Source organism: Streptomyces sp. SolWspMP-5a-2 (assembly GCF_900091845.1).
In the GTDB taxonomy this organism is placed as follows: Bacteria; Actinomycetota; Actinomycetes; order Streptomycetales; family Streptomycetaceae; genus Streptomyces; species Streptomyces doudnae.
In genome coordinates, this window is the sequence record NZ_FMCI01000045.1 from 1 (window position 1) to 18,063 (window position 18,063).

15 protein-coding genes, 1 other RNA gene and 1 pseudogene are annotated in these 18,063 nt (G+C 71.3%); 10 read left to right on the plus strand and 7 right to left on the minus strand.

Translation table 11 applies throughout. The features are described 5' to 3' along the window. Nucleotides 1–117 precede the first annotated feature (117 nt). Together prfB and GA0115242_RS03945 are read left to right on the plus strand one after the other, a co-directional pair. Nucleotides 118–1,224: a peptide chain release factor 2 gene (gene prfB / locus GA0115242_RS03940; protein WP_093824552.1), complete on the plus strand. Its 1,107-nt coding sequence runs from the start codon at nt 118–120 to the stop codon at nt 1,222–1,224. A gap of 310 nt (nt 1,225–1,534) precedes the next feature. Then, nucleotides 1,535–2,098: a hypothetical protein gene (locus tag GA0115242_RS03945; protein WP_093824553.1), complete on the plus strand. Its 564-nt coding sequence runs from the start codon at nt 1,535–1,537 to the stop codon at nt 2,096–2,098. A gap of 110 nt (nt 2,099–2,208) precedes the next feature. Here GA0115242_RS03945 and GA0115242_RS03950 read toward each other — a convergent pair whose 3' ends face one another. After that, complete coding sequence (locus GA0115242_RS03950; RefSeq protein ID WP_093824555.1) at nt 2,209–2,400, minus strand: hypothetical protein; 192 nt, start codon at nt 2,398–2,400, stop codon at nt 2,209–2,211. Between the two features lie 245 nt (nt 2,401–2,645). On the opposite strand from GA0115242_RS03950, the gene ftsE reads away from it, so the two are divergent. From ftsE to ssrA, 5 genes are all read left to right on the plus strand, one after another. After that, on the plus strand, nt 2,646–3,335 hold the full coding sequence (ftsE, locus tag GA0115242_RS03955; protein WP_059203505.1) for a cell division ATP-binding protein FtsE: 690 nt from the start codon (nt 2,646–2,648) through the stop codon (nt 3,333–3,335). A gap of 35 nt (nt 3,336–3,370) precedes the next feature. After that, nucleotides 3,371–4,291 carry a permease-like cell division protein FtsX gene (gene ftsX, locus GA0115242_RS03960; RefSeq protein ID WP_093824556.1) on the plus strand — a complete coding sequence of 307 codons (921 nt, stop codon included), beginning with the start codon at nt 3,371–3,373 and terminating at the stop codon, nt 4,289–4,291. A 68-nt stretch (nt 4,292–4,359) separates the two neighbouring features. Beyond that, entirely contained in the window at nt 4,360–5,538 is a 1,179-nt protein-coding gene (locus tag GA0115242_RS03965; RefSeq protein WP_093824558.1) for a S41 family peptidase, read from the plus strand. Between the two features lie 58 nt (nt 5,539–5,596). Further along, nucleotides 5,597–6,133, plus strand: a complete 537-nt coding sequence (smpB, locus tag GA0115242_RS03970; RefSeq protein WP_176729738.1) for an SsrA-binding protein SmpB — start codon at nt 5,597–5,599, stop codon at nt 6,131–6,133. A 128-nt stretch (nt 6,134–6,261) separates the two neighbouring features. Further along, nucleotides 6,262–6,650: a transfer-messenger RNA gene (ssrA, locus tag GA0115242_RS03975) on the plus strand. A gap of 53 nt (nt 6,651–6,703) precedes the next feature. On the opposite strand, the gene GA0115242_RS03980 is transcribed toward ssrA, so the two are convergent. The 6 genes from GA0115242_RS03980 to GA0115242_RS04005 all read right to left on the minus strand — a co-directional run bounded on the left by GA0115242_RS03980 (nt 6,704) and on the right by GA0115242_RS04005 (nt 14,296). Then, a complete protein-coding gene (locus tag GA0115242_RS03980) occupies nt 6,704–7,726 on the minus strand; it encodes a LacI family DNA-binding transcriptional regulator (protein WP_176729739.1) in 1,023 nt (340 codons plus the stop codon). Next, complete coding sequence (gene yicI, locus GA0115242_RS03985) at nt 7,726–9,975, minus strand: alpha-xylosidase (RefSeq protein ID WP_093824564.1); 2,250 nt, start codon at nt 9,973–9,975, stop codon at nt 7,726–7,728. Before yicI ends, GA0115242_RS03980 begins: the two co-directional genes overlap by 1 nt. A gap of 11 nt (nt 9,976–9,986) precedes the next feature. After that, nucleotides 9,987–10,811, minus strand: coding sequence for a carbohydrate ABC transporter permease (locus GA0115242_RS03990; protein ID WP_093824566.1), 825 nt, complete (start codon nt 10,809–10,811; stop codon nt 9,987–9,989). Then, entirely contained in the window at nt 10,808–11,770 is a 963-nt protein-coding gene (locus GA0115242_RS03995; RefSeq protein WP_093824568.1) for a carbohydrate ABC transporter permease, read from the minus strand. The genes GA0115242_RS03990 and GA0115242_RS03995 overlap by 4 nt, the downstream gene beginning before the upstream one ends. Further along, entirely contained in the window at nt 11,767–13,074 is a 1,308-nt protein-coding gene (locus GA0115242_RS04000; protein ID WP_093824569.1) for an extracellular solute-binding protein, read from the minus strand. Before GA0115242_RS04000 ends, GA0115242_RS03995 begins: the two co-directional genes overlap by 4 nt. 148 nt (nt 13,075–13,222) lie before the next feature. Next, entirely contained in the window at nt 13,223–14,296 is a 1,074-nt protein-coding gene (locus GA0115242_RS04005; protein ID WP_093824573.1) for an MFS transporter, read from the minus strand. A 16-nt stretch (nt 14,297–14,312) separates the two neighbouring features. Between GA0115242_RS04005 and GA0115242_RS04010 the strand changes: the two are divergent. The 3 genes and pseudogenes from GA0115242_RS04010 to GA0115242_RS04020 all read left to right on the plus strand — a co-directional run. Next, nucleotides 14,313–14,675, plus strand: a pseudogene (locus GA0115242_RS04010) (LysR family transcriptional regulator); the annotation flags it as partial. Nucleotides 14,676–15,041: 366 nt separating this feature from the next. After that, nucleotides 15,042–15,740: a hypothetical protein gene (locus GA0115242_RS04015; RefSeq protein ID WP_093824575.1), complete on the plus strand. Its 699-nt coding sequence runs from the start codon at nt 15,042–15,044 to the stop codon at nt 15,738–15,740. Next, nucleotides 15,740–17,938 (plus strand): glycosyltransferase, encoded by a 2,199-nt coding sequence (locus GA0115242_RS04020; protein WP_093824577.1) that lies wholly within the window; start codon nt 15,740–15,742, stop codon nt 17,936–17,938. Before GA0115242_RS04015 ends, GA0115242_RS04020 begins: the two co-directional genes overlap by 1 nt. Nucleotides 17,939–18,063: the final 125 nt, after the last annotated feature.

Here is an 18,063-nt window from a genome sequence, read left to right on the forward strand (position 1 = left end):
CCACCGGACGGCCCCGGGCAGGACCCGCCCGGCCGGGACCGTCCGCCGCGGCCGCCCGCGGGGCCCGGAGCCACGCCGGGGACCCGGGCCGGTTGCCACAGCCGTTACGCTGGACGCGTGGCAGTCGTCGATGTATCCGAAGAGCTCAAGTCCCTCTCCTCGACCATGGAGTCGATCGAGGCCGTCCTGGACCTGGACAGGCTGAGGGCAGACATCGCCGTGCTCGAGGAGCAGGCGGCCGCGCCGTCCCTGTGGGACAACCCGGACGAGGCGCAGAAGATCACCAGCAAGCTGAGCCACCTCCAGGCCGAGGTCAGGAAGGCCGAGGCGCTCCGCGGCCGGATCGACGATCTCTCCGTGCTCTTCGAGATGGCCGAGGAGGAGGACGACCCGGACACCCGCGCCGAGGCCGACTCCGAGCTGGTCGCCGTCCGGAAGGCGCTGGACGAGATGGAGGTCCGCACGCTGCTCAGCGGTGAGTACGACTCCCGCGAGGCGCTGGTCAACATCCGCGCCGAGGCGGGCGGCGTCGACGCCGCCGACTTCGCCGAGAAGCTGCAGCGGATGTACCTGCGCTGGGCCGAGCAGCGCGGCTACAAGACCGAGATCTACGAGACCTCGTACGCGGAGGAGGCGGGCATCAAGTCCACCACCTTCGCCGTGCAGGTGCCGTACGCCTACGGCACCCTCTCGGTCGAGCAGGGCACCCACCGGCTGGTGCGCATCTCGCCCTTCGACAACCAGGGCCGCCGCCAGACGTCCTTCGCGGGCGTCGAGGTGCTGCCGGTGGTCGAGCAGACCGACCACGTCGAGATCGACGAGTCGGAGCTGCGGGTGGACGTGTACCGCTCCTCGGGCCCCGGCGGCCAGGGCGTCAACACCACCGACTCCGCGGTCCGGCTGACCCACATCCCCACCGGCATCGTGGTCTCCTGCCAGAACGAGCGGTCGCAGATCCAGAACAAGGCCACCGCGATGAACGTCCTCCAGGCCAAGCTCCTGGAGCGGCGCCGCCAGGAGGAGCAGGCCCGGATGGACGCCCTCAAGGGCGACGGCGGCAACTCCTGGGGCAACCAGATGCGGTCGTACGTGCTGCACCCCTACCAGATGGTCAAGGACCTGCGGACCGACTTCGAGGTCGGCAACCCCGAGGCCGTCTTCAACGGCGAGATCGACGGCTTCCTCGAAGCCGGAATTCGCTGGCGCAAGCAGCAGGAGAAGTAAGCTCGTCGACCAGGCAACCACCGTCCGACGGACGGTGGTTGCCTTTCGCGTTTCCGGCACGGCACCGGATGTCCGGGTTCTGCGTCACACTCCCGCACGGCAACACCCTGCAAAGGCCATCGAGCCGGACATTTGCGAACGGGACAGCCTTGACTGGGAGTTGAAAAGTGGGTTGGGTGTTGCCCGGCATGCGTGTCTGCGGGGCGCATGTGAACCGGGGGCCTGCACCAGGCCGTTGCCGTCCGCTCCCGTCGATCACCACCCCGAGCGCCGCCTCTCCGACGATTCAGCTACTGGGGGTAGCAGCAAGATGACGAAGAAGACGCGGATCCGTGTCGCGCGGATCGCCGCGGGTGCCGTGATAGCGGTCGGCGCCTCGGTGACCGCCGCGGGCGTCGCCGCCGCCGACGAGGACGACTGCGGTCTCCTGGGCATCTGCGTCACGCCGACGCCGACGCCCACCGACACCGGTCTGCCGACCGACCCGACGGAGCCGACCGAGGAGCCGACGGAGCCCACCGAGCAGCCGACCGAGCCCACCGAGGAGCCCACCCAGCCGACGGAGCAGCCCACCGAGCCGACCGAGGAGCCCACCAGCAGCTCCCCGACGGCCGGCAACGGCTCCGGCGGTGGCACCGGTGGCAACAACCAGACCGACCCCAACGGCGGCTCGTCCGCCCAGGAGGCGGGCACCTCCGCCCTCACCGACACCCGCTCCGACACCTCCCCCCAGGGCGGCGGCGACGAGCTGGCCGAGACCGGTGCCGCGCAGACCACCTTCCTGGTCATCGGTGCCGCCACGATGATCGCCGGTGGCATCGGCTTCCGCATCCTGCCGCGCCTCGTGGGCGGCCGCGGCGGCGCCGCCGCCTGACACCGGGCGCACCCGCGCACACCCTGAGTGAGCGCCGTACGACGACGGAGGGCCCGGAGCGATCCACTCGCTCCGGGCCCTTCCCGTGCTCGGCGCCCGCCCCCGCCGCGCTACGCGGTCTGGTGGGCCAGCAGGGCCACCGCCGCGATCAGCACCGCGAGCAGGGCGATCAGGGCCGCCGGGTTCAGCCCGGCGAAGAAGTTCTCGTGCTGCAGCCGCTCGCGGTTGGCCCGGCACACCGGGCACCGGCCCTCACTGACGGGGGCCGCGCAGTTCGCGCACACCAGCCGGTCGTACGTCATGCGCTCGCCCTCCTTGCGACGGTTCCACGTATCAGAACGTCCCCCGGGCGAAGAACGTTCCCCCTCCACTGTGCCAGGTTCCGCCGCCCGCTGCGCGGGGGTCGTCCTCCACCGCCCGACCCCGCGGTGGACGCGGGCGGGCACAAACCGCACAACTCCTACGCAACCCCGACCGGCGCCTGCGCTGGCACACCCGGTTCGCGTATGGTCACGCTCATCTACCCCCGGCGACCCGTGGTGCACCCGTGATCCGATTCGACAACGTCTCCAAGGTCTACCCCAAGCAGACCCACCCCGCACTCAGGGACGTCTCCCTGGAAGTCGAGAAAGGCGAGTTCGTCTTCCTCGTCGGCTCCTCCGGCTCTGGCAAGTCCACCTTCCTGCGGCTGATCCTCCGCGAGGAGCGGTGCAGCCACGGCCAGGTGCACGTGCTGGGCAAGGACCTCGCGCGCCTGTCCAACTGGAAGGTGCCGCAGATGCGCCGCCAGCTCGGCACCGTCTTCCAGGACTTCCGCCTGCTGCCCAACAAGACGGTCGCCGAGAACGTGGCCTTCGCGCAGGAGGTCATCGGCAAGTCGAAGGGCGAGATCCGCAAGTCCGTGCCGCAGGTGCTCGACCTGGTCGGGCTCGGCGGCAAGGAGGACCGCAGACCCGGCGAGCTGTCCGGCGGTGAGCAGCAGCGCGTCGCCATCGCCCGCGCCTTCGTCAACCGGCCCAAGCTGCTGATCGCGGACGAGCCCACCGGCAACCTCGACCCGCAGACCTCGGTCGGCATCATGAAGCTGCTGGACCGCATCAACCGCACCGGCACCACCGTGGTGATGGCCACGCACGACCAGAACATCGTGGACCAGATGCGCAAGCGCGTCATCGAGCTGGAGAAGGGACGCCTCGTCCGCGACCAGGCCCGCGGCGTCTACGGCTACCAGCACTGACCGCGACCGTCCACGGAAAGGCATAACCCGACGCCATGCGCGCCCAGTTCGTTCTGTCGGAGATCGGTGTCGGTCTCCGCCGCAACCTGACGATGACCTTCGCGGTCGTCGTCTCCGTCGCCCTGTCCCTGGCCCTGTTCGGCGGTTCGCTGCTGATGAGCGACCAGGTCACCACCATGAAGGGCTACTGGTACGACAAGGTCAACGTCTCCGTCTTCCTCTGCAACAAGAGCGACGCCGAGTCGGACCCCAACTGCGCCAAGGGCGCGGTGACCGACGACCAGAAGAAGTCGATCCTCGGCGACCTGGAGAAGATGACCACCGTCATCCAGAAGGTCACCTACGAGTCCCAGGACGACGCCTACAAGCACTACAAGCAGCAGTTCGGCGACTCGCCGCTGGCCAGCTCCCTCACGCCGGACCAGATGCAGGAGTCGTACCGGATCAAGCTGAAGGACCCGGAGAAGTACCAGGTCATCGCGACCGCCTTCGACGGCCGGGACGGCGTGCAGTCGGTCCAGGACCAGAAGGGCATCCTGGACAACCTGTTCGGGCTCCTCAACGGCATGAACTGGGCCGCCCGCGCGGTGATGGCGCTGATGCTGGTGGTCGCGCTGATGCTGATCGTCAACACCGTGCGCGTCTCCGCGTTCAGCCGCCGCCGCGAGACCGGCATCATGCGCCTGGTCGGCGCCTCCGGCTTCTACATCCAGGCGCCGTTCATCGCCGAGGCCGCGGTCGCCGGACTCATCGGCGGCACGGTCGCGTGCGGATTCCTGGTGCTGGCGCGGTACTTCATCATCGACCACGGCCTGGCCCTGTCGGAGAAGCTGAACCTGATCAACTTCATCGGCTGGGACGCCGTGCTCACCAAGCTCCCGCTCATCCTGGCGACGAGCCTGCTGATGCCCGCGCTGGCCGCGTTCTTCGCGCTGCGCAAGTACTTGAAGGTGTGACACATGCCAAGAAGGGCCGTGCGGTCAACCGACCGTGCGGCCCTTCCGCTTGTCCTAGACTCACCGGCATGTCAGGACCGGAACCCCTCTGTCATCCCCGCCGCGTCCGCCGCGGGGCCGCCCTGACCCTGATGTTCGCGAGCGTGCTGATGGCCGGAGCGGCGACCGGTTCGCTGCCCGACGCCGACGCCGGGCAGCCGTCCCCGGTCGGCGCGGACGGACCCGCCGTCACCGGTGCCCACGAGGACGTCGCGCGGGCCGCCGCCGAGGCGCTGGCCGACGGCACCTCCCCGGTGGAGGCCGCCGAACGCGCCGTCAGCCGCAGCGGCGACCGCTGGGCCGCCGTCTACTCCCCGGACGAGTACGAGGAGTTCGAGGACGCGCTGGACGGCCGCTACACCGGCGTCGGCCTCTCCGCGCGCCGCGAGCGCGACGGCCGCATCGAGGTGACCCGGGTGCAGTCCGGGTCACCCGCCGCCGAGGCCGGCATCCACCGGGGCGACCGGCTGCGCAGCGTCGACGGCGAGAAGGTCGACGGGCGCCCGGTGACCGAGGTCGTCTCGCTGCTGCGCGGCGACGCGACCGACGCGGGGGCGGGCACCGAGGTGCGGCTCGGCCTGGCCCGCGGCTCGCGCGACTGGAGCCGCACCCTGCGCCGGGCGGAGCTGTCCACCGACTCCGTGACCGTGCGCCGCGCCGCGGGCGAACCCACGGTGATCACGGTCTCCGCGTTCACCAAGGGCTCGGGGCAGACCATCGCCGCCGCCGCCCGGCAGGCCGCGGGGGGTCCCGGGGTCGTCCTCGACCTGCGCGGCAACTCCGGCGGCCTGGTCTCCGAGGCCGTCACCGCCGCTTCCGCCTTCCTCGACGGCGGCCTCGTCGCCACCTACGACGTGGACGGCGAGCAGCGCGCCCTGCACGCCGCGTCCGGGGGCGACACCGCGAGCCCGCTGGTCGTCCTCGTCGACGGCGGCACGATGAGCGCGGCCGAACTGCTCACCGGCGCCCTCCAGGACCGCGGCCGGGCCGTCGTCGTGGGCCTGCGCACCTTCGGCAAGGGCTCGGTGCAGATGCCGAGCAGGCTGCCGGGCGGCTCCGTCGCCGAGCTGACCGTCGGCCACTACCGCACCCCCTCGGGACGCGGCGTCGACGGCCGGGGCATCACCCCCGACCTGGAGGCGGACCGCGACGCCCTGGACCGGGCCCGCACGGTGCTCGGCGGTCTCGGCGACCGGACCCTGCCGTAAACGACTTCCCCGGCACCCCCCGCGTAGTGCGAAAATGGGCAGCACTATGGCCAAGGCAATGTACGTACCGAAAGAGTCCCAGCAGAAGCAGGGCAGCCAGGGAGCGTCCGGCAGGCCCAGGGACGGCAAGCGCAAGATGGTCGCGCAGAACAAGAAGGCACGGCACGACTACGCGATCATCGACACCTACGAGGCCGGGCTCGTGCTCACCGGCACCGAGGTGAAGTCGCTGCGCCAGGGACGCGCGTCGCTCGCGGACGGCTTCGTCCAGATCGACGGCGGCGAGGCGTGGCTGCACAACGCCCATATCCCCGAGTACAGCCAGGGCACCTGGACCAACCACACCGTGCGGCGGAAGCGGAAGCTGCTGCTGCACCGCGAGGAGATCGACAAGCTGGCGTCGAAGTCGGAGGAGACGGGACACACGATCGTGCCCCTCGCCCTGTACTTCAAGGACGGCCGGGCCAAGGCGGAGATCGCGCTCGCCCGGGGCAAGAAGGAGTACGACAAGCGGCAGACCCTGCGGGAGAAGCAGGACCGCCGGGAGTCGGACCGTGCCATCGCCGCGGCCAAGCGGAGGCAGCGCGGCCAGTAGCGCGCGGGAATACGGTGGCACGCGTGCGTGTTGGTCACGTACGATGGCATCGCGCCCCCCAGCGGGTGCACGCCTCTCGTCGGAGCCTCCCCGGAGGTCTCCCGCCGGGGGGATTGAAAAAACAACATGGGGATGATCGGTTTCGACAGCGGCTGTTGAAGCAGGGGAAGCGTGTCGAGGAAGCGGCAATGATCTCGTTAACCATATGTCGCAACCAATAATCGCCAATTCCAAGCGCGATTCCCAGTCCTTCGCCCTCGCTGCCTGATAAGCAGTGACTGAAGGACCCTAAATGGGTGTCAGCCCGGGGACGTTCCCGACCCGGATCCTGGCATAATCTAGGGAACTAAACCATTCCGCCCGGTCACGGGGTGGAATGGGAAATCAAACAGTGACTGGGCCCGTCGGCGACTTGTTCGCGTGATCACCGGGGCCGAGAAAAGCGCAGCGAACTGCACACGGAGAAGCCCTGATTTATCACCGTTGGACGCGGGTTCGATTCCCGCCATCTCCACGAACCCCATGTTGAGGGCCCGGTGGTCACCAGACCACCGGGCCCTCGTCGTGTCCTCAGCCGCCCGGCGCCGCCCGCGGGGCCGTGCTGGCCCGCTCGGTCAGCCGCGGCGGCAGCAGGGTCGCCTCCGGCACCGGCTCACCGTCCCCGGCCAGCTTGCGCATCAGCAGTTCCACCGCCCGTTCGCCCAGCTCGGCCGAGGGCAGCGCCACCGACGTGACCGGCACCCGCACCGACGCGGCCAGCTCGTCCGGGCAGATCGCGGTCACCGACAGATCGCCCGGCACCCGCAGCCCCAGCTCCTCGAAGGCGACGATCAGCGGCTCCAGAACGGCCTCGTTGTGCACGACCACCCCGGTCAGCGCGGGCTGCTCGCGCAGCAGCCGTTCGGCGGCCCGGCGGGCGGCAGCCGGGGACGCCTCGCACGGGAGCACCGACGACGCCATGCCCGCCCGGTCGGCGGCCCCGGTGAACCCCTTCACCACCCGCTGCGCGAACGCCGTCCGCCGCACGTAGACCTCGGGCGGCGACCCGACCAGCGCCACCGTCCGGTGCCCCAGCCGCGCCAGATGCTCCACGCACCGTTCGCCGGCCGCCCGGAAGTCGAGGTCGACGCAGGTCAGCCCGTCCGGCTCGGCCGGGAACCCGATCAGCACCGAGGGCCGGTCCAGGGAGCGCAGCAACGGCAGCCTGGGGTCGTGGAGTTGGACGTCCATCACGATCAGGGCGTCGACCAGCGCGGTGTCCGCGACCCGGCGCAGCCCGTCCTCGCCCTCCTCCTGGGTGAGCAGCAGCACGTCGTGGTCGTGGCGGCGGGCGGTGGTCACCACGGAGACCGCGAACTGCATGACGACCGGGACGTGGATGCCGGTCCGTAACGGCGCGACCAGCGCCAGCACGTTGGAGCGGCTGCTGGCCAGGGCGCGGGCCCCGGCGTGCGGACGGTAGCCCAGACGCCGGATGGACTCCTCGACCCGGCGCCTGGTCTCCTCGGAGATGGGGCGCTTGCCGCTGAGCGCGTAGGACACGGTGCTGGGGGAGACCCCGGCGTGCCGGGCCACGTCGGTGATCTTCACCATCAGGTCAGCTCCAGGGTGAGGAAACCGGTCCCGGCGGCGGCCCTGACCTCCCGGTCACCGGCGGCCAGCCGCCAGGGCGCGGCGGGGTCGGCGCAGCTCGCCCGCAGGGTGTCGCCCTCCCGGGCGACGGTGTAGACGACGTCGCCCACCGCGACCGTCACCTGGGCGCCGCGCGCGAGGCGGTAGGCGCGCAGGGTCACGTCGTCGGCGTGGTCGTAGTCGGGGCGGTCGTCCACCGCGCCGACCGGGATCACCGCGCCGGGGCGCACCAGCAGGGGCACGCTGTCGAACCCGTGCCGTTCGCGCGTCCAGCGCGGCCCGGTCACCGTCTCGCCGGTCAGGTAGTGCGTCCAGGTGCCCTCGGGGACGTAGTAGGTGACGTCGCCCTCGTCGTCGAAGACCGGCGCCACCAGGAGGTCGGGGCCGAGCATGTACTGCCGTTCCAGCGGGGCGCAGCCGGGGTCGTCGGGGAACTCCAGGATCATCGCGCGCATCATGGGCACGCCCTCGGTGTGGGCGGTGCGGGCGGCCTCGTACAGGTAGGGCATCAGGCTGAGCTTGAGCCGGGTGAAGAGGCGCAGGACGTCCACCGACTCCTCGTCGAAGTGCCAGGGCACCCGGTACGAGGAGGAGCCGTGCAGCCTGCTGTGCGAGGAGAGCAGGCCGAAGGCGAGCCAGCGTTTGAAGAGGGCGGGGGTCGGGGTGCCCTCGAAGCCGCCGATGTCGTGGCTCCAGTAGCCGAAGCCGGAGAGGCCGAGGGAGAGCCCGCCGCGCAGCGACTCGGCCATCGACGGGTAGCTGGCCTCGCAGTCGCCGCCCCAGTGCACCGGGAAGCGCTGGCCGCCGGTGGTCGCGGCGCGGGCGAAGACCACCGCGTCGCCGTCGCCGCGGTGCGCGCGCAGCACCTCGAAGACGGTCTGGTTGTAGAGGTAGGCGTAGTGGTTGTGCATGCGCTCGGGGTCGGAGCCGTCGGACCAGGCGACGTCGAGCGGGACCCGCTCGCCGAAGTCGGTCTTGAAGCAGTCGACGCCCTGGGCGAGCAGCGCCCGGAGCCGGTCCGCGTACCAGTCGCGGGCGGCGGGGCTGGTGAAGTCGACCAGGGCCATGCCGGGTTGCCACAGGTCCCACTGCCAGACGGCGCCGTCGGGGCGGCGCAGCAGGTGGCCGAGCGCCTTGCCCTCGGCGAACAGCGGGGAGCGCTGGGCGATGTAGGGGTTGATCCACGCGGAGACGCGCAGTCCCTTCTCCTTGAGGCGGGCCAGCATGCCTTCCGGGTCGGGGAAGACGCGGGGGTCCCAGGTGAAGTCGCACCACTGGAACTCGCGCATCCAGAAGCAGTCGAAGTGGAAGACGGAGAGCGGCAGTTCGCGCTCCCGCATGCCGTCGATGAAGGAGGTGACAGTCCGCTCGTCGTAGGACGTGGTGAACGACGTCGACAGCCAGAGCCCGAACGACCAGGCGGGCGGCAGGGCCGGGCGGCCGGTGAGGGCGGTGTACCTGCGCAGGATGTCCTTGGGGGTGGGGCCGTGGATGACGTAGTAGGTCAGCCGCTGGCCGGTCACGCTGAACTGGACCCGGGAGACGGTCTCCGAGCCGACCTCGAAGGAGACCTTGCCGGGATGGTCGACGAAGACGCCGTACCCGGCGTCCGTCAGGTAGAACGGGACGTTCTTGTAGGCCTGTTCGGTGGCGGTACCGCCGTCGGCGTTCCAGATGTCCACCACCTGGCCGTTCTTGACGAGCGGTCCGAACCTTTCGCCGAGGCCGTAGACGGAGGTGCCCACGCCCAGGTCGAGCTGGTCGCGCAGGTGGTGCGTGCCGTCGCCGTCCCGCATGATCCCCATGCCCTTGCGTCCGCTGGCGGTCAGGACGCGGCCGGCGGCCAGGAAGTCGACCTGCCAGGGGCCGGTGCGGGCGAAGCGGACCGTCAGTTCGCCCGAGGTGAGGGTCGCGTGGGTGTCGTCGCACGCCGTGCGCGGGGTGAACTCCTCGGGGTACAGCGTGAAGGAGGGGCCGCGCGGGTCCTCGCCCTCGAAGTGGGTGAGGGTGACGCCGATGACGCCGGGCATCGGGGCGTGCGCGGTGACCGTCGCGACCGGGCCCTTCAGCAGGTCGCCGCGGTGGCGCACGGGCTGGGTCGGCGCGTGGATCTCCAGGGTGCGGTCGGTGGCGCGGACGTCGAGGACCTCGACCGGGTGGGCCGCGGTGACGCCTTCGCGCAGCAGCCAGTAGCCGTCGGTGAACTTCACGTGGGGGGTCCTTACTTGACGGCGCCCACCGCGATGCCGCGGGTGAGCGTGCGCTGGAAGACGAGGAAGAACACGAGCGCGGGCAGGACGCCGAGCAGGGCCGCCGCGTTGGTCATCGTGGCGTCCATCAGCCGTTGCCCCTGGAGGACGCCGAGGGCGACCGAGACCGTCTGGTTGTCGTTGGAGATCAGCATGACCAGCGGCAGCAGGAACTCGTTCCAGGTCCAGATGAAGAAGAAGACCAGCAACACCCCGAGGGTCGGGCGGCTGACCGGGACCACGATCCGCCACAGGATCTGCCACCGTCCGGCGCCGTCGATCCGGGCCGCCTCGATGATCTCGCGGGGGAACTGGCCCAGCACGGAGGAGAGCAGGTACGTCCCGAACGCGGCCTGGATCACGGTGAAGACGATGATCACGCTGAGCCGGGTGTCGTACAGGCCGACCTGCTTGCTCAGGTAGTAGACCGGGTAGACCAGCGCCTCCTGCGGGAGCATGTTGGCCAGCACGAAGAAGGCGAGCACCCAGGCGCGGCCGCGGATCCGGCCGATGCCGATCGCGTACGCGTTCAGCACCGACAGGGCGGCGGCCAGCACCGCCACCGAGCCGCTGATCAGCACGGAGTTGACCAGTTTCGTCCCGTAGTCGACCCGGTTCCAGAAGTCCTCGATGCCGTCCAGGTAGAGGCCCTCGGGCAGGCTGAGCGGGCCGTTCGCGGCGTACTCGGCGGGCGACTTGACCGCGTTGAGGACGACGATCAGGAACGGCACCACCATGAACAGGGCCGCGAGGCAGAGGGCGGCGAGCACCGGGTAGCGGCGCAGCGCGGTGGTCATGCGCGGGCTCCTTCCGCGGTGTCCTCGGCGCGGGTCTGCAGCCGCAGCCCGACCAGGGACAGGGCCAGGATGATCACGGTGAGCACGGTGGAGATCGCGGCACCGTAGCCGACCTGCGTCTTCTCGAAGAACGTCGCGAAGGAGAAGTACGACGGGACGTCGGTGGCGCCGCCGGGACCGCCCTTGGTGAGCACGTACACCGCGCCGAAGACCTTGAGCGCGGCGATCGTGCACCAGGTGAGGACGACGTAGGTCTCCGGGCGGATCTGCGGCAGCGTGATGTGCCAGAACCGGCGCCACCACCCGGCGCCGTCCATTTCGGCCGCCTCGTACAGCTGCGGGTCGACGCGTTGCAGGCCCGCCATGAACACCACCAGCGGGAAGCCGATCTGCACCCACACCATCACGGCCATCACGCTGTACAGGGCGAGATCCGGGTCGCCGAGCCAGTCCTGCTGCCAGGAGCCGAGGCCGACGGCGCCCAGCAGCGCGTTCAGGGAGCCGTCGTCGGGGGCGAGGATCCAGCTCCAGACGATGCCGGCGACCGCGATCGGCAGCACCTGGGGGAGGTAGAAGCAGGCCCGCAGGACGGCGGCGGCGCGGGCGCCGACGTGCTTGGCGACGTAGTCGAACAGGGCGGCGGCCAGCACCAGTCCGATCGCGGTGGGCACCGCGGCCATCGCCACCACCATGAACAGGCTGTGCCTGAACGACGCCCAGAACTCGGAGTCGTCCAACAGCTCGCGGTAGTTGGCGAGGCCGGTCCACCGCGGGGTGCCGATGCCCTGCCACTCGGTGAAGCTCACGCCGGTGTTCATCAGGAACGGTCCGACGACGACGAGGAGGAAGGCGATGACCCCGGGCAGCAGGAACAGGGCGTAGGAGTCGCGGGTGCGGCGCGGGCCGTCGTGCCGGGTGCGGCCGGCGGCCCGCGCGCCCTTCTCGGCGGGCACCGTCATCGCTGCGGGACGCCCTTGTCGTACGCCTTCTGGAGGGCGCTGAGGTAGCCGTCCGGATCGACGGCGCCCGTCATCAGCTTCTGGGTCTCGGAGACCAGGACGTCGTAGAAGCCGTTGACCGGCCAGTCCGGGTAGAAGGCCAGGCCGTCCCGGGCGGAGAGCGTGTTGAAGTTCTCGATCAGCGTCCTGGAGCGGGGGTCGGTGACGGCGGAGGCGTCGGCCGCGACCGGGACGCCGCCCTTGTCGCCCAGCAGGTTCTGGATCTTCTTGGACAGGGTGATGTCGATGAAGTCGTAGGCGAGCTGCTTGTTCCTCGCCTTCTTCGGGACGACCCAGAGGTTCCCGCCCGAGCCCAGGGTGAGCTTCGAGTCGGGCCACAGGCCGGTGTCCCAGTCGAACTTCGCCTCGGCCCCGAACCGGCCGTACCACCAGCTCCCGGAGAACAGGATCGGCGCCTTGCCCTGGATCCAGGAGACGCCCGCGTCCTCGGCCTTGGCGCCGGTCGTCTTCTTGCCGAGGTAGCCCTTCTTCACCCAGTCGGCGAAGGTCCGCGCCGCGTACGTCCAGGCCGCGTCGTGGAAGTCGGTCTTCCCCTTGTACAGCTCGTAGGAGTCGACCCAGGAGCGGTCGGCGCGGGAGAGGGCGAGCTGGTACAGGTACTGCTGGGCGACGTACTCGGCGCCCGCGTTGGCGAGCGGGGTGACGCCCTTCTTCACGAACGCGTCCATGGCGGCGGTCAGTTCGCCGAACGTCGTCGGCCGGGCGATCCCGTACTTGGCGAAGAGGTCCTTGTTGTAGAAGACCATCGTGTACTCGGCGTAGTCGGGCACGCCGTACCAGGCGCCCGAGCCCATCACGCCGTTGGTGTCGTACCTGCTGGTCGTGGCGACCGCCGTGCTGAGCTTCCTGTCCCAGCCGCGCGCCTTCACCTCGGCGCTCAGATCGGTCAGCAGGCCCTGCCGGGAGAGCTGGCCCGCGGTCGCGTTGCCCTTGTTGTACTCCATGAGGTCGGGGGCGTCCGAGGAGTTGAGGACCATGGGCGCGGTCTTCTGGATCTGCTCGAACCCCTTCTCCTCGAACTTCACCTTCACGCCCGGGTGTTGGGCCTCGAACTCCTTGATGGCCGCGTTCCAGGCCACGCCCATGGCGCTGTCGGGGCCCTCGTAGTGCCAGAGCCTGAGCGTCTTGGCGTCACCGGAGCCGCTGTCCGAGCCGCCGCACGCGCTCAGCAGCAGGGCGCCGCTGAGCGCCGCCGCGGTGAGGGTGGTCAGCCGCCGTGCGGTACGCCTTCGTGCCGTCGACATCCATGTCCTCCAGGGGGACGCGAGGGGAGGGTGGCAGGGGCGTCACGCGGGTCCGTCGAATCGATTCGATGCGTGACGTCGAAGCGCTTCGACGGGGGACCGTAGGTGCGGGCACGGGGCGCGTCAATGGTCCGGACGGGATTCGGCGTCAGGTCCGGTGGGACGGGCGGGACGCGAGGGACACGGCGAGGGCGAGGGCCGCCGCGCCCGCCGGGACCGCGAAACCGGCGGCCGGGCCCAGGTGTTCGGCCGCCCAGCCGCCGGTGGCCGAGCCGCCCGCGATACCGCCCAGCAGCCCGGTCAACGCCAGGGTCATGCCCTCGTTGAGGCGGCCGGGCGGGGTGCGTTCGCGCACCAGCGTCATGGTGGTGACCATCACCGGCGCGGTCGCCGTCCCCGCCGTCAGGAGCGCGAGCGCCACCCAGCCGAGCGAGCCGGTCAGCGCGGCCGCCAGCAGCGGCAGCGGCAGCAGGGCCGCCATCACCGCCACGCACCGGGGCAGCCGGTCGGCGGCGGGTCCGGCCGGGCGCACCGCCCCGGACACCAGCCCGGCCGCGCACGATCCGGCCGCCTGGAGCGCCAGCACCGCCCCCGCCGCCGTCCGGTGGCCCGCCGCGTCCGCGAAGGCGATCGTCACCACCTCCGTCGCCCCGAACACCGCGCCCAGGGCCAGGCAGACGGCGAGCAGCGGCGGCATCCCGGGGGAGCGGACCGGGGAGCGCCCGGCCACCCGTCCGTGCGGGGGCGGCTCGGTGGCGCGCTGCGCGGCGAAGGCCAGCACGCCGGTGAGCAGCAGCACCGCCGCGACCAGCGTGCCCGCCTCCGGGAAGAAGGTCCCGCAGAGCAGGGCCGCGAGGACCGGGCCGAGCATGAAGCACAGCTCGTCCGCGGCCTGTTCGAAGCTCTGCGCGGTGTGCAGCGCGGGTTCGTCGCCGTCGAGCAGCCGCGCCCAGCGGGCGCGGGACATGCCGCCGGTGTTGGGGGTGGTGGCGGTGGCGGCGTAGCAGGCGAACAGGGTCCAGTCGGGGGCGCCGTGGCGCACGCAGAGCAGCAGCGCCAGCGAGCCGAGGACCGCGACGGCCGTCGCCGGGACGGCGACCCTGGCCTGCCCGTGCCGGTCGACCAGGCGCGCCACCCAGGGCGCCACGACCGCCGTCGCGGCCAGCCCGGTCGCGGTGACGGCGCCTGCCAGGGCGTACGAGCCGCGGGTCCCGGCGATCATCACGACGGCGCTCACGCGCACGCCCGAGTGGACCGATCTCGCGCGTCACCTCTTCGAGGGGCGCGGGATCGCCGTGGCGCCACCCCTTCCGCTGGCCGTCGGGGACGAGGAGTTCCAGCGGATCATGGCCAAGACGCGGGCCCCGGTCCTCGCGGTGGAGGATTTTCCGGCCATGCCCCGGACCGTGGTGCGCCCTTTGACCGACCCTGTCCCGTGGTCACTCGTGTCAATGGTGTGGAGAAAGGGGCTGGTGCACCGAGGTCTCACCGCGCTGCGCCGGGCGGCGGCCGAGCTGACGGAGGCGGAGGGATGGCTCCGGCGCCCCGTGGAGGGATGGATTCCGGCCATCGATATGGACCTGATGGGTCCACGCAAATGACACGTGGCGACCACAGATCCCCCACATGCGCTACATTCTTCGCCTGAGCACGGTGTGGTAAAGGGGGCGCTCGGACCGGGTGGGGGCCCGGTTCGACCGACGGGTGCTCGAGTCGCGTGCGCTTCCCGAACTGTCCCGTGGGGGGATGTGCGTACGCGTGAAGAATTGGCGAGAAGACGCCCAACCGGAATGGCCCGGAACACCGTCAGGGAGTCCGGCCGTCCCGTTGATCGGCGGCGAGACCCGGAGACTTGCGGCAACCGGAACGACGCCGGTGCCGTCCGGGAGGGGACCGGCTCCGGCCGGTGACCCGGGCGGCCCCGGGGCGCCCCGGGCGGCCCGGACCACACCCATGACCCGCACGAGGTGACCGTCCAACTGGACGCCGTCGACCTGCGGCGGGACCTGCGGCAGCGGCAGGCGGCCGGCGCCCCGTCCGGCGCCCAGGACGGCGCCGACCGGCCCGTCTTCGTCGACGAGTCCGGCCGCCGCAGCCGTCGCTTCCGCCGTCTCGGCATGGCCGTCGGCCTCGTCTGCGCGGTCTACGCCGTCGTCATCGTCGTCACCCTGATGTCCGGCAGTTCCGACGCGCCCTGGCTGCCGGTGCCCGGTCAGAGAGACGACAAGCCCGCCGGTCAGGTCGACACCTCACCGGCACCCTCCGTCTCCAGCGCCCCGTCCGCCACCGCGGACGTCCCACCCGGCACCGCACCGCCCGCCACCCGCGGCGCGATCCCGTCGGTGGCCGGCTACGAGACCGCGGGCCGCGGTACGGCGGGACCCGCCGTACCCGGCGCCACCGGCGAGCCCGAACCCGCGGTCACGACGACCACGGCCACACCCGGCGGCGGCGCGAACGCCCCGGTGTCCTCGCCGTCCGCCGAGGCGCCCGCGACGGTCACGCCCGCCCCGAGCGCCACCCCCTCGACCGACCCCAGTGAGTCCGCGGACACCGGCGGCCCCGTGGCCAACGGTCCCGGCCGCCCCAGCCCCGTCGCCGAGGGGACGGGCCACGGCGTCCGGTCCCTCGCAGCGCCTTCCGAACATCCGGAGTACACCCTCTGATGGCCTCCCGCACCCGCCGTCACAAGGCCCCGCAAGGCGCCCGTGACGGCTCCCGGCGCCGTGTGCCCATGCGCCTGCTGCTGCCCTGCCTGGTGCTCGTCGCCCTGATGGCGATGCTGATGCTCCGCGGCTACGTGCACAGCGAGATCCTCGCCGACCACCGCATCCGGCCCGAGGCGGCCACCGACAAGGTGCCCGAGAAGATCCTCGACGGCGGGCCGGTCATCGACACCCGCGGCGGTCGCACCGAAAGCCTGCGCATCCCCGACCACCGCCTCGTCCTCACCTTCGACGACGGCCCCGACCCGCAGTGGACCCCGAAGGTCCTGGACGTCCTGAAGGAGCACCACGCGCACGCGGTCTTCTTCGTCACCGGCACCATGGCCTCCCGCTACCCCGCGCTGGTCAGGCGGATGGTCGACGAGGGCCACGAGATCGGCCTGCACACCTTCAACCACCCCGACCTCTCCTACCAGTCGAAGAAGCGCATCGACTGGGAGCTGTCCACCAACCAGCTCGCCCTCACCGGCGCGGCCGGCATCCGCACCTCGCTGTTCCGGCCCCCGTACTCGTCGTTCGCCGACGCCATGGACAACAAGTCCTGGCCGGTCACCCGGTACATCGGCTCGCGCGGCTACATCACCGTCGTCAACAACACCGACAGCGAGGACTGGAAGAAGCCCGGCGTCGCCGAGATCATCCGCCGCGCCACCCCGCACCACGGCAAGGGCGCCATCGTCCTCATGCACGACTCCGGCGGCGACCGCCACCAGACCGTGCAGGCCCTGGACACCTTCCTGCCCACGCTCCAGAAGCAGGGCTACACCTTCGGCAACCTCACCGAGGCGCTGGACGCGCCCAGCGCGCACACCGAGGTCACCGGCGCCTCCCTCTGGACGGGCAGGGCGTGGATCCTGCTGGTCTCCGCCTCCGACGCCGTCACCGGCGTCCTCGTCGTCCTGCTCGCCGTCGTCGGCACCCTGGTCATCGGACGGTTCGTGCTGATGCTGGTGCTGTCCGCCGCGCACGCCCGCCGGGTCCGGGGGAGGGGCTTCCGCTGGGGGCCCGCCGTCACCGGGCCGGTCAGCGTCCTGGTGCCCGCCTACAACGAGGCCAAGTGCATCGAGAACACGGTCCGTTCCCTGACGGCGAGCGAACACCCCGTCGAGGTGATCGTCATCGACGACGGTTCCAGCGACGGCACCGCGCGGATCGTCGAGGCCATGGGGCTGCCCGGGGTCCGGGTGATCCGCCAGCTCAACGCGGGCAAGCCCGCCGCCCTCAACCGCGGTCTGGCCAACGCCCGGTACGACATCGTCGTCATGATGGACGGCGACACCGTCTTCGAACCGGCCACCGTCCGCGAACTCGTGCAGCCCTTCGGCGACCCGCGGGTCGGCGCCGTCGCGGGCAACGCCAAGGTCGGCAACCGGGACTCGATGATCGGCGCCTGGCAGCACATCGAGTACGTGATGGGCTTCAACCTCGACCGGCGCATGTACGACATGCTGCGCTGCATGCCGACCATCCCGGGCGCCGTCGGAGCCTTCCGCAGGACGGCGCTCGAACGGGTCGGCGGCATGAGCGAGGACACCCTCGCCGAGGACACCGACATCACCATGGCCCTGCACCGCGACGGCTGGCGCGTCGTCTACGCCGAGAACGCGCGCGCCTGGACCGAGGCCCCCGAGTCCGTGCAGCAGCTCTGGTCCCAGCGCTACCGCTGGTCCTACGGCACCATGCAGGCGATCTGGAAGCACCGCCGGGCGGTCCTGGAGAAGGGCCCCTCGGGCCGCTTCGGCCGGGTCGGACTGCCCCTCGTCTCCCTCTTCATGGTCGTCGCGCCCCTCCTCGCCCCGCTCATCGACGTCTTCCTGCTCTACGGCGTCGTGTTCGGCCGCACCGAGCAGACGATCGTCGCCTGGCTGGGCGTCCTCGCCCTGCAGTTCGTCTGCGCCGCCTACGCGTTCCGTCTCGACCGGGAGCGCATGACCCATCTGATCTCGCTGCCCCTGCAGCAGATCCTCTACCGCCAGCTCATGTACGTCGTGCTGCTCCAGTCCTGGATCACGGCGCTCACCGGCGGCCGGCTGCGCTGGCAGAAGCTGCGCCGCACCGGCGCGGTCGAGGCGCCCGGCGGCCCGGTGCCCCGCCAGCGGACCCGCACCAGCAGCAGTGATCGGAGGCCGGTGGGATGACCCACGGACACACGACGGGACACCCGTCGCACGGGACACCGCGGCAGTACCCGACCGGCTCGGGCCCGGACGCCGTACCGGTGGCCGGGGCGGGAGCCTGGACGGCGGGCGGTGCGGGGCCGGGG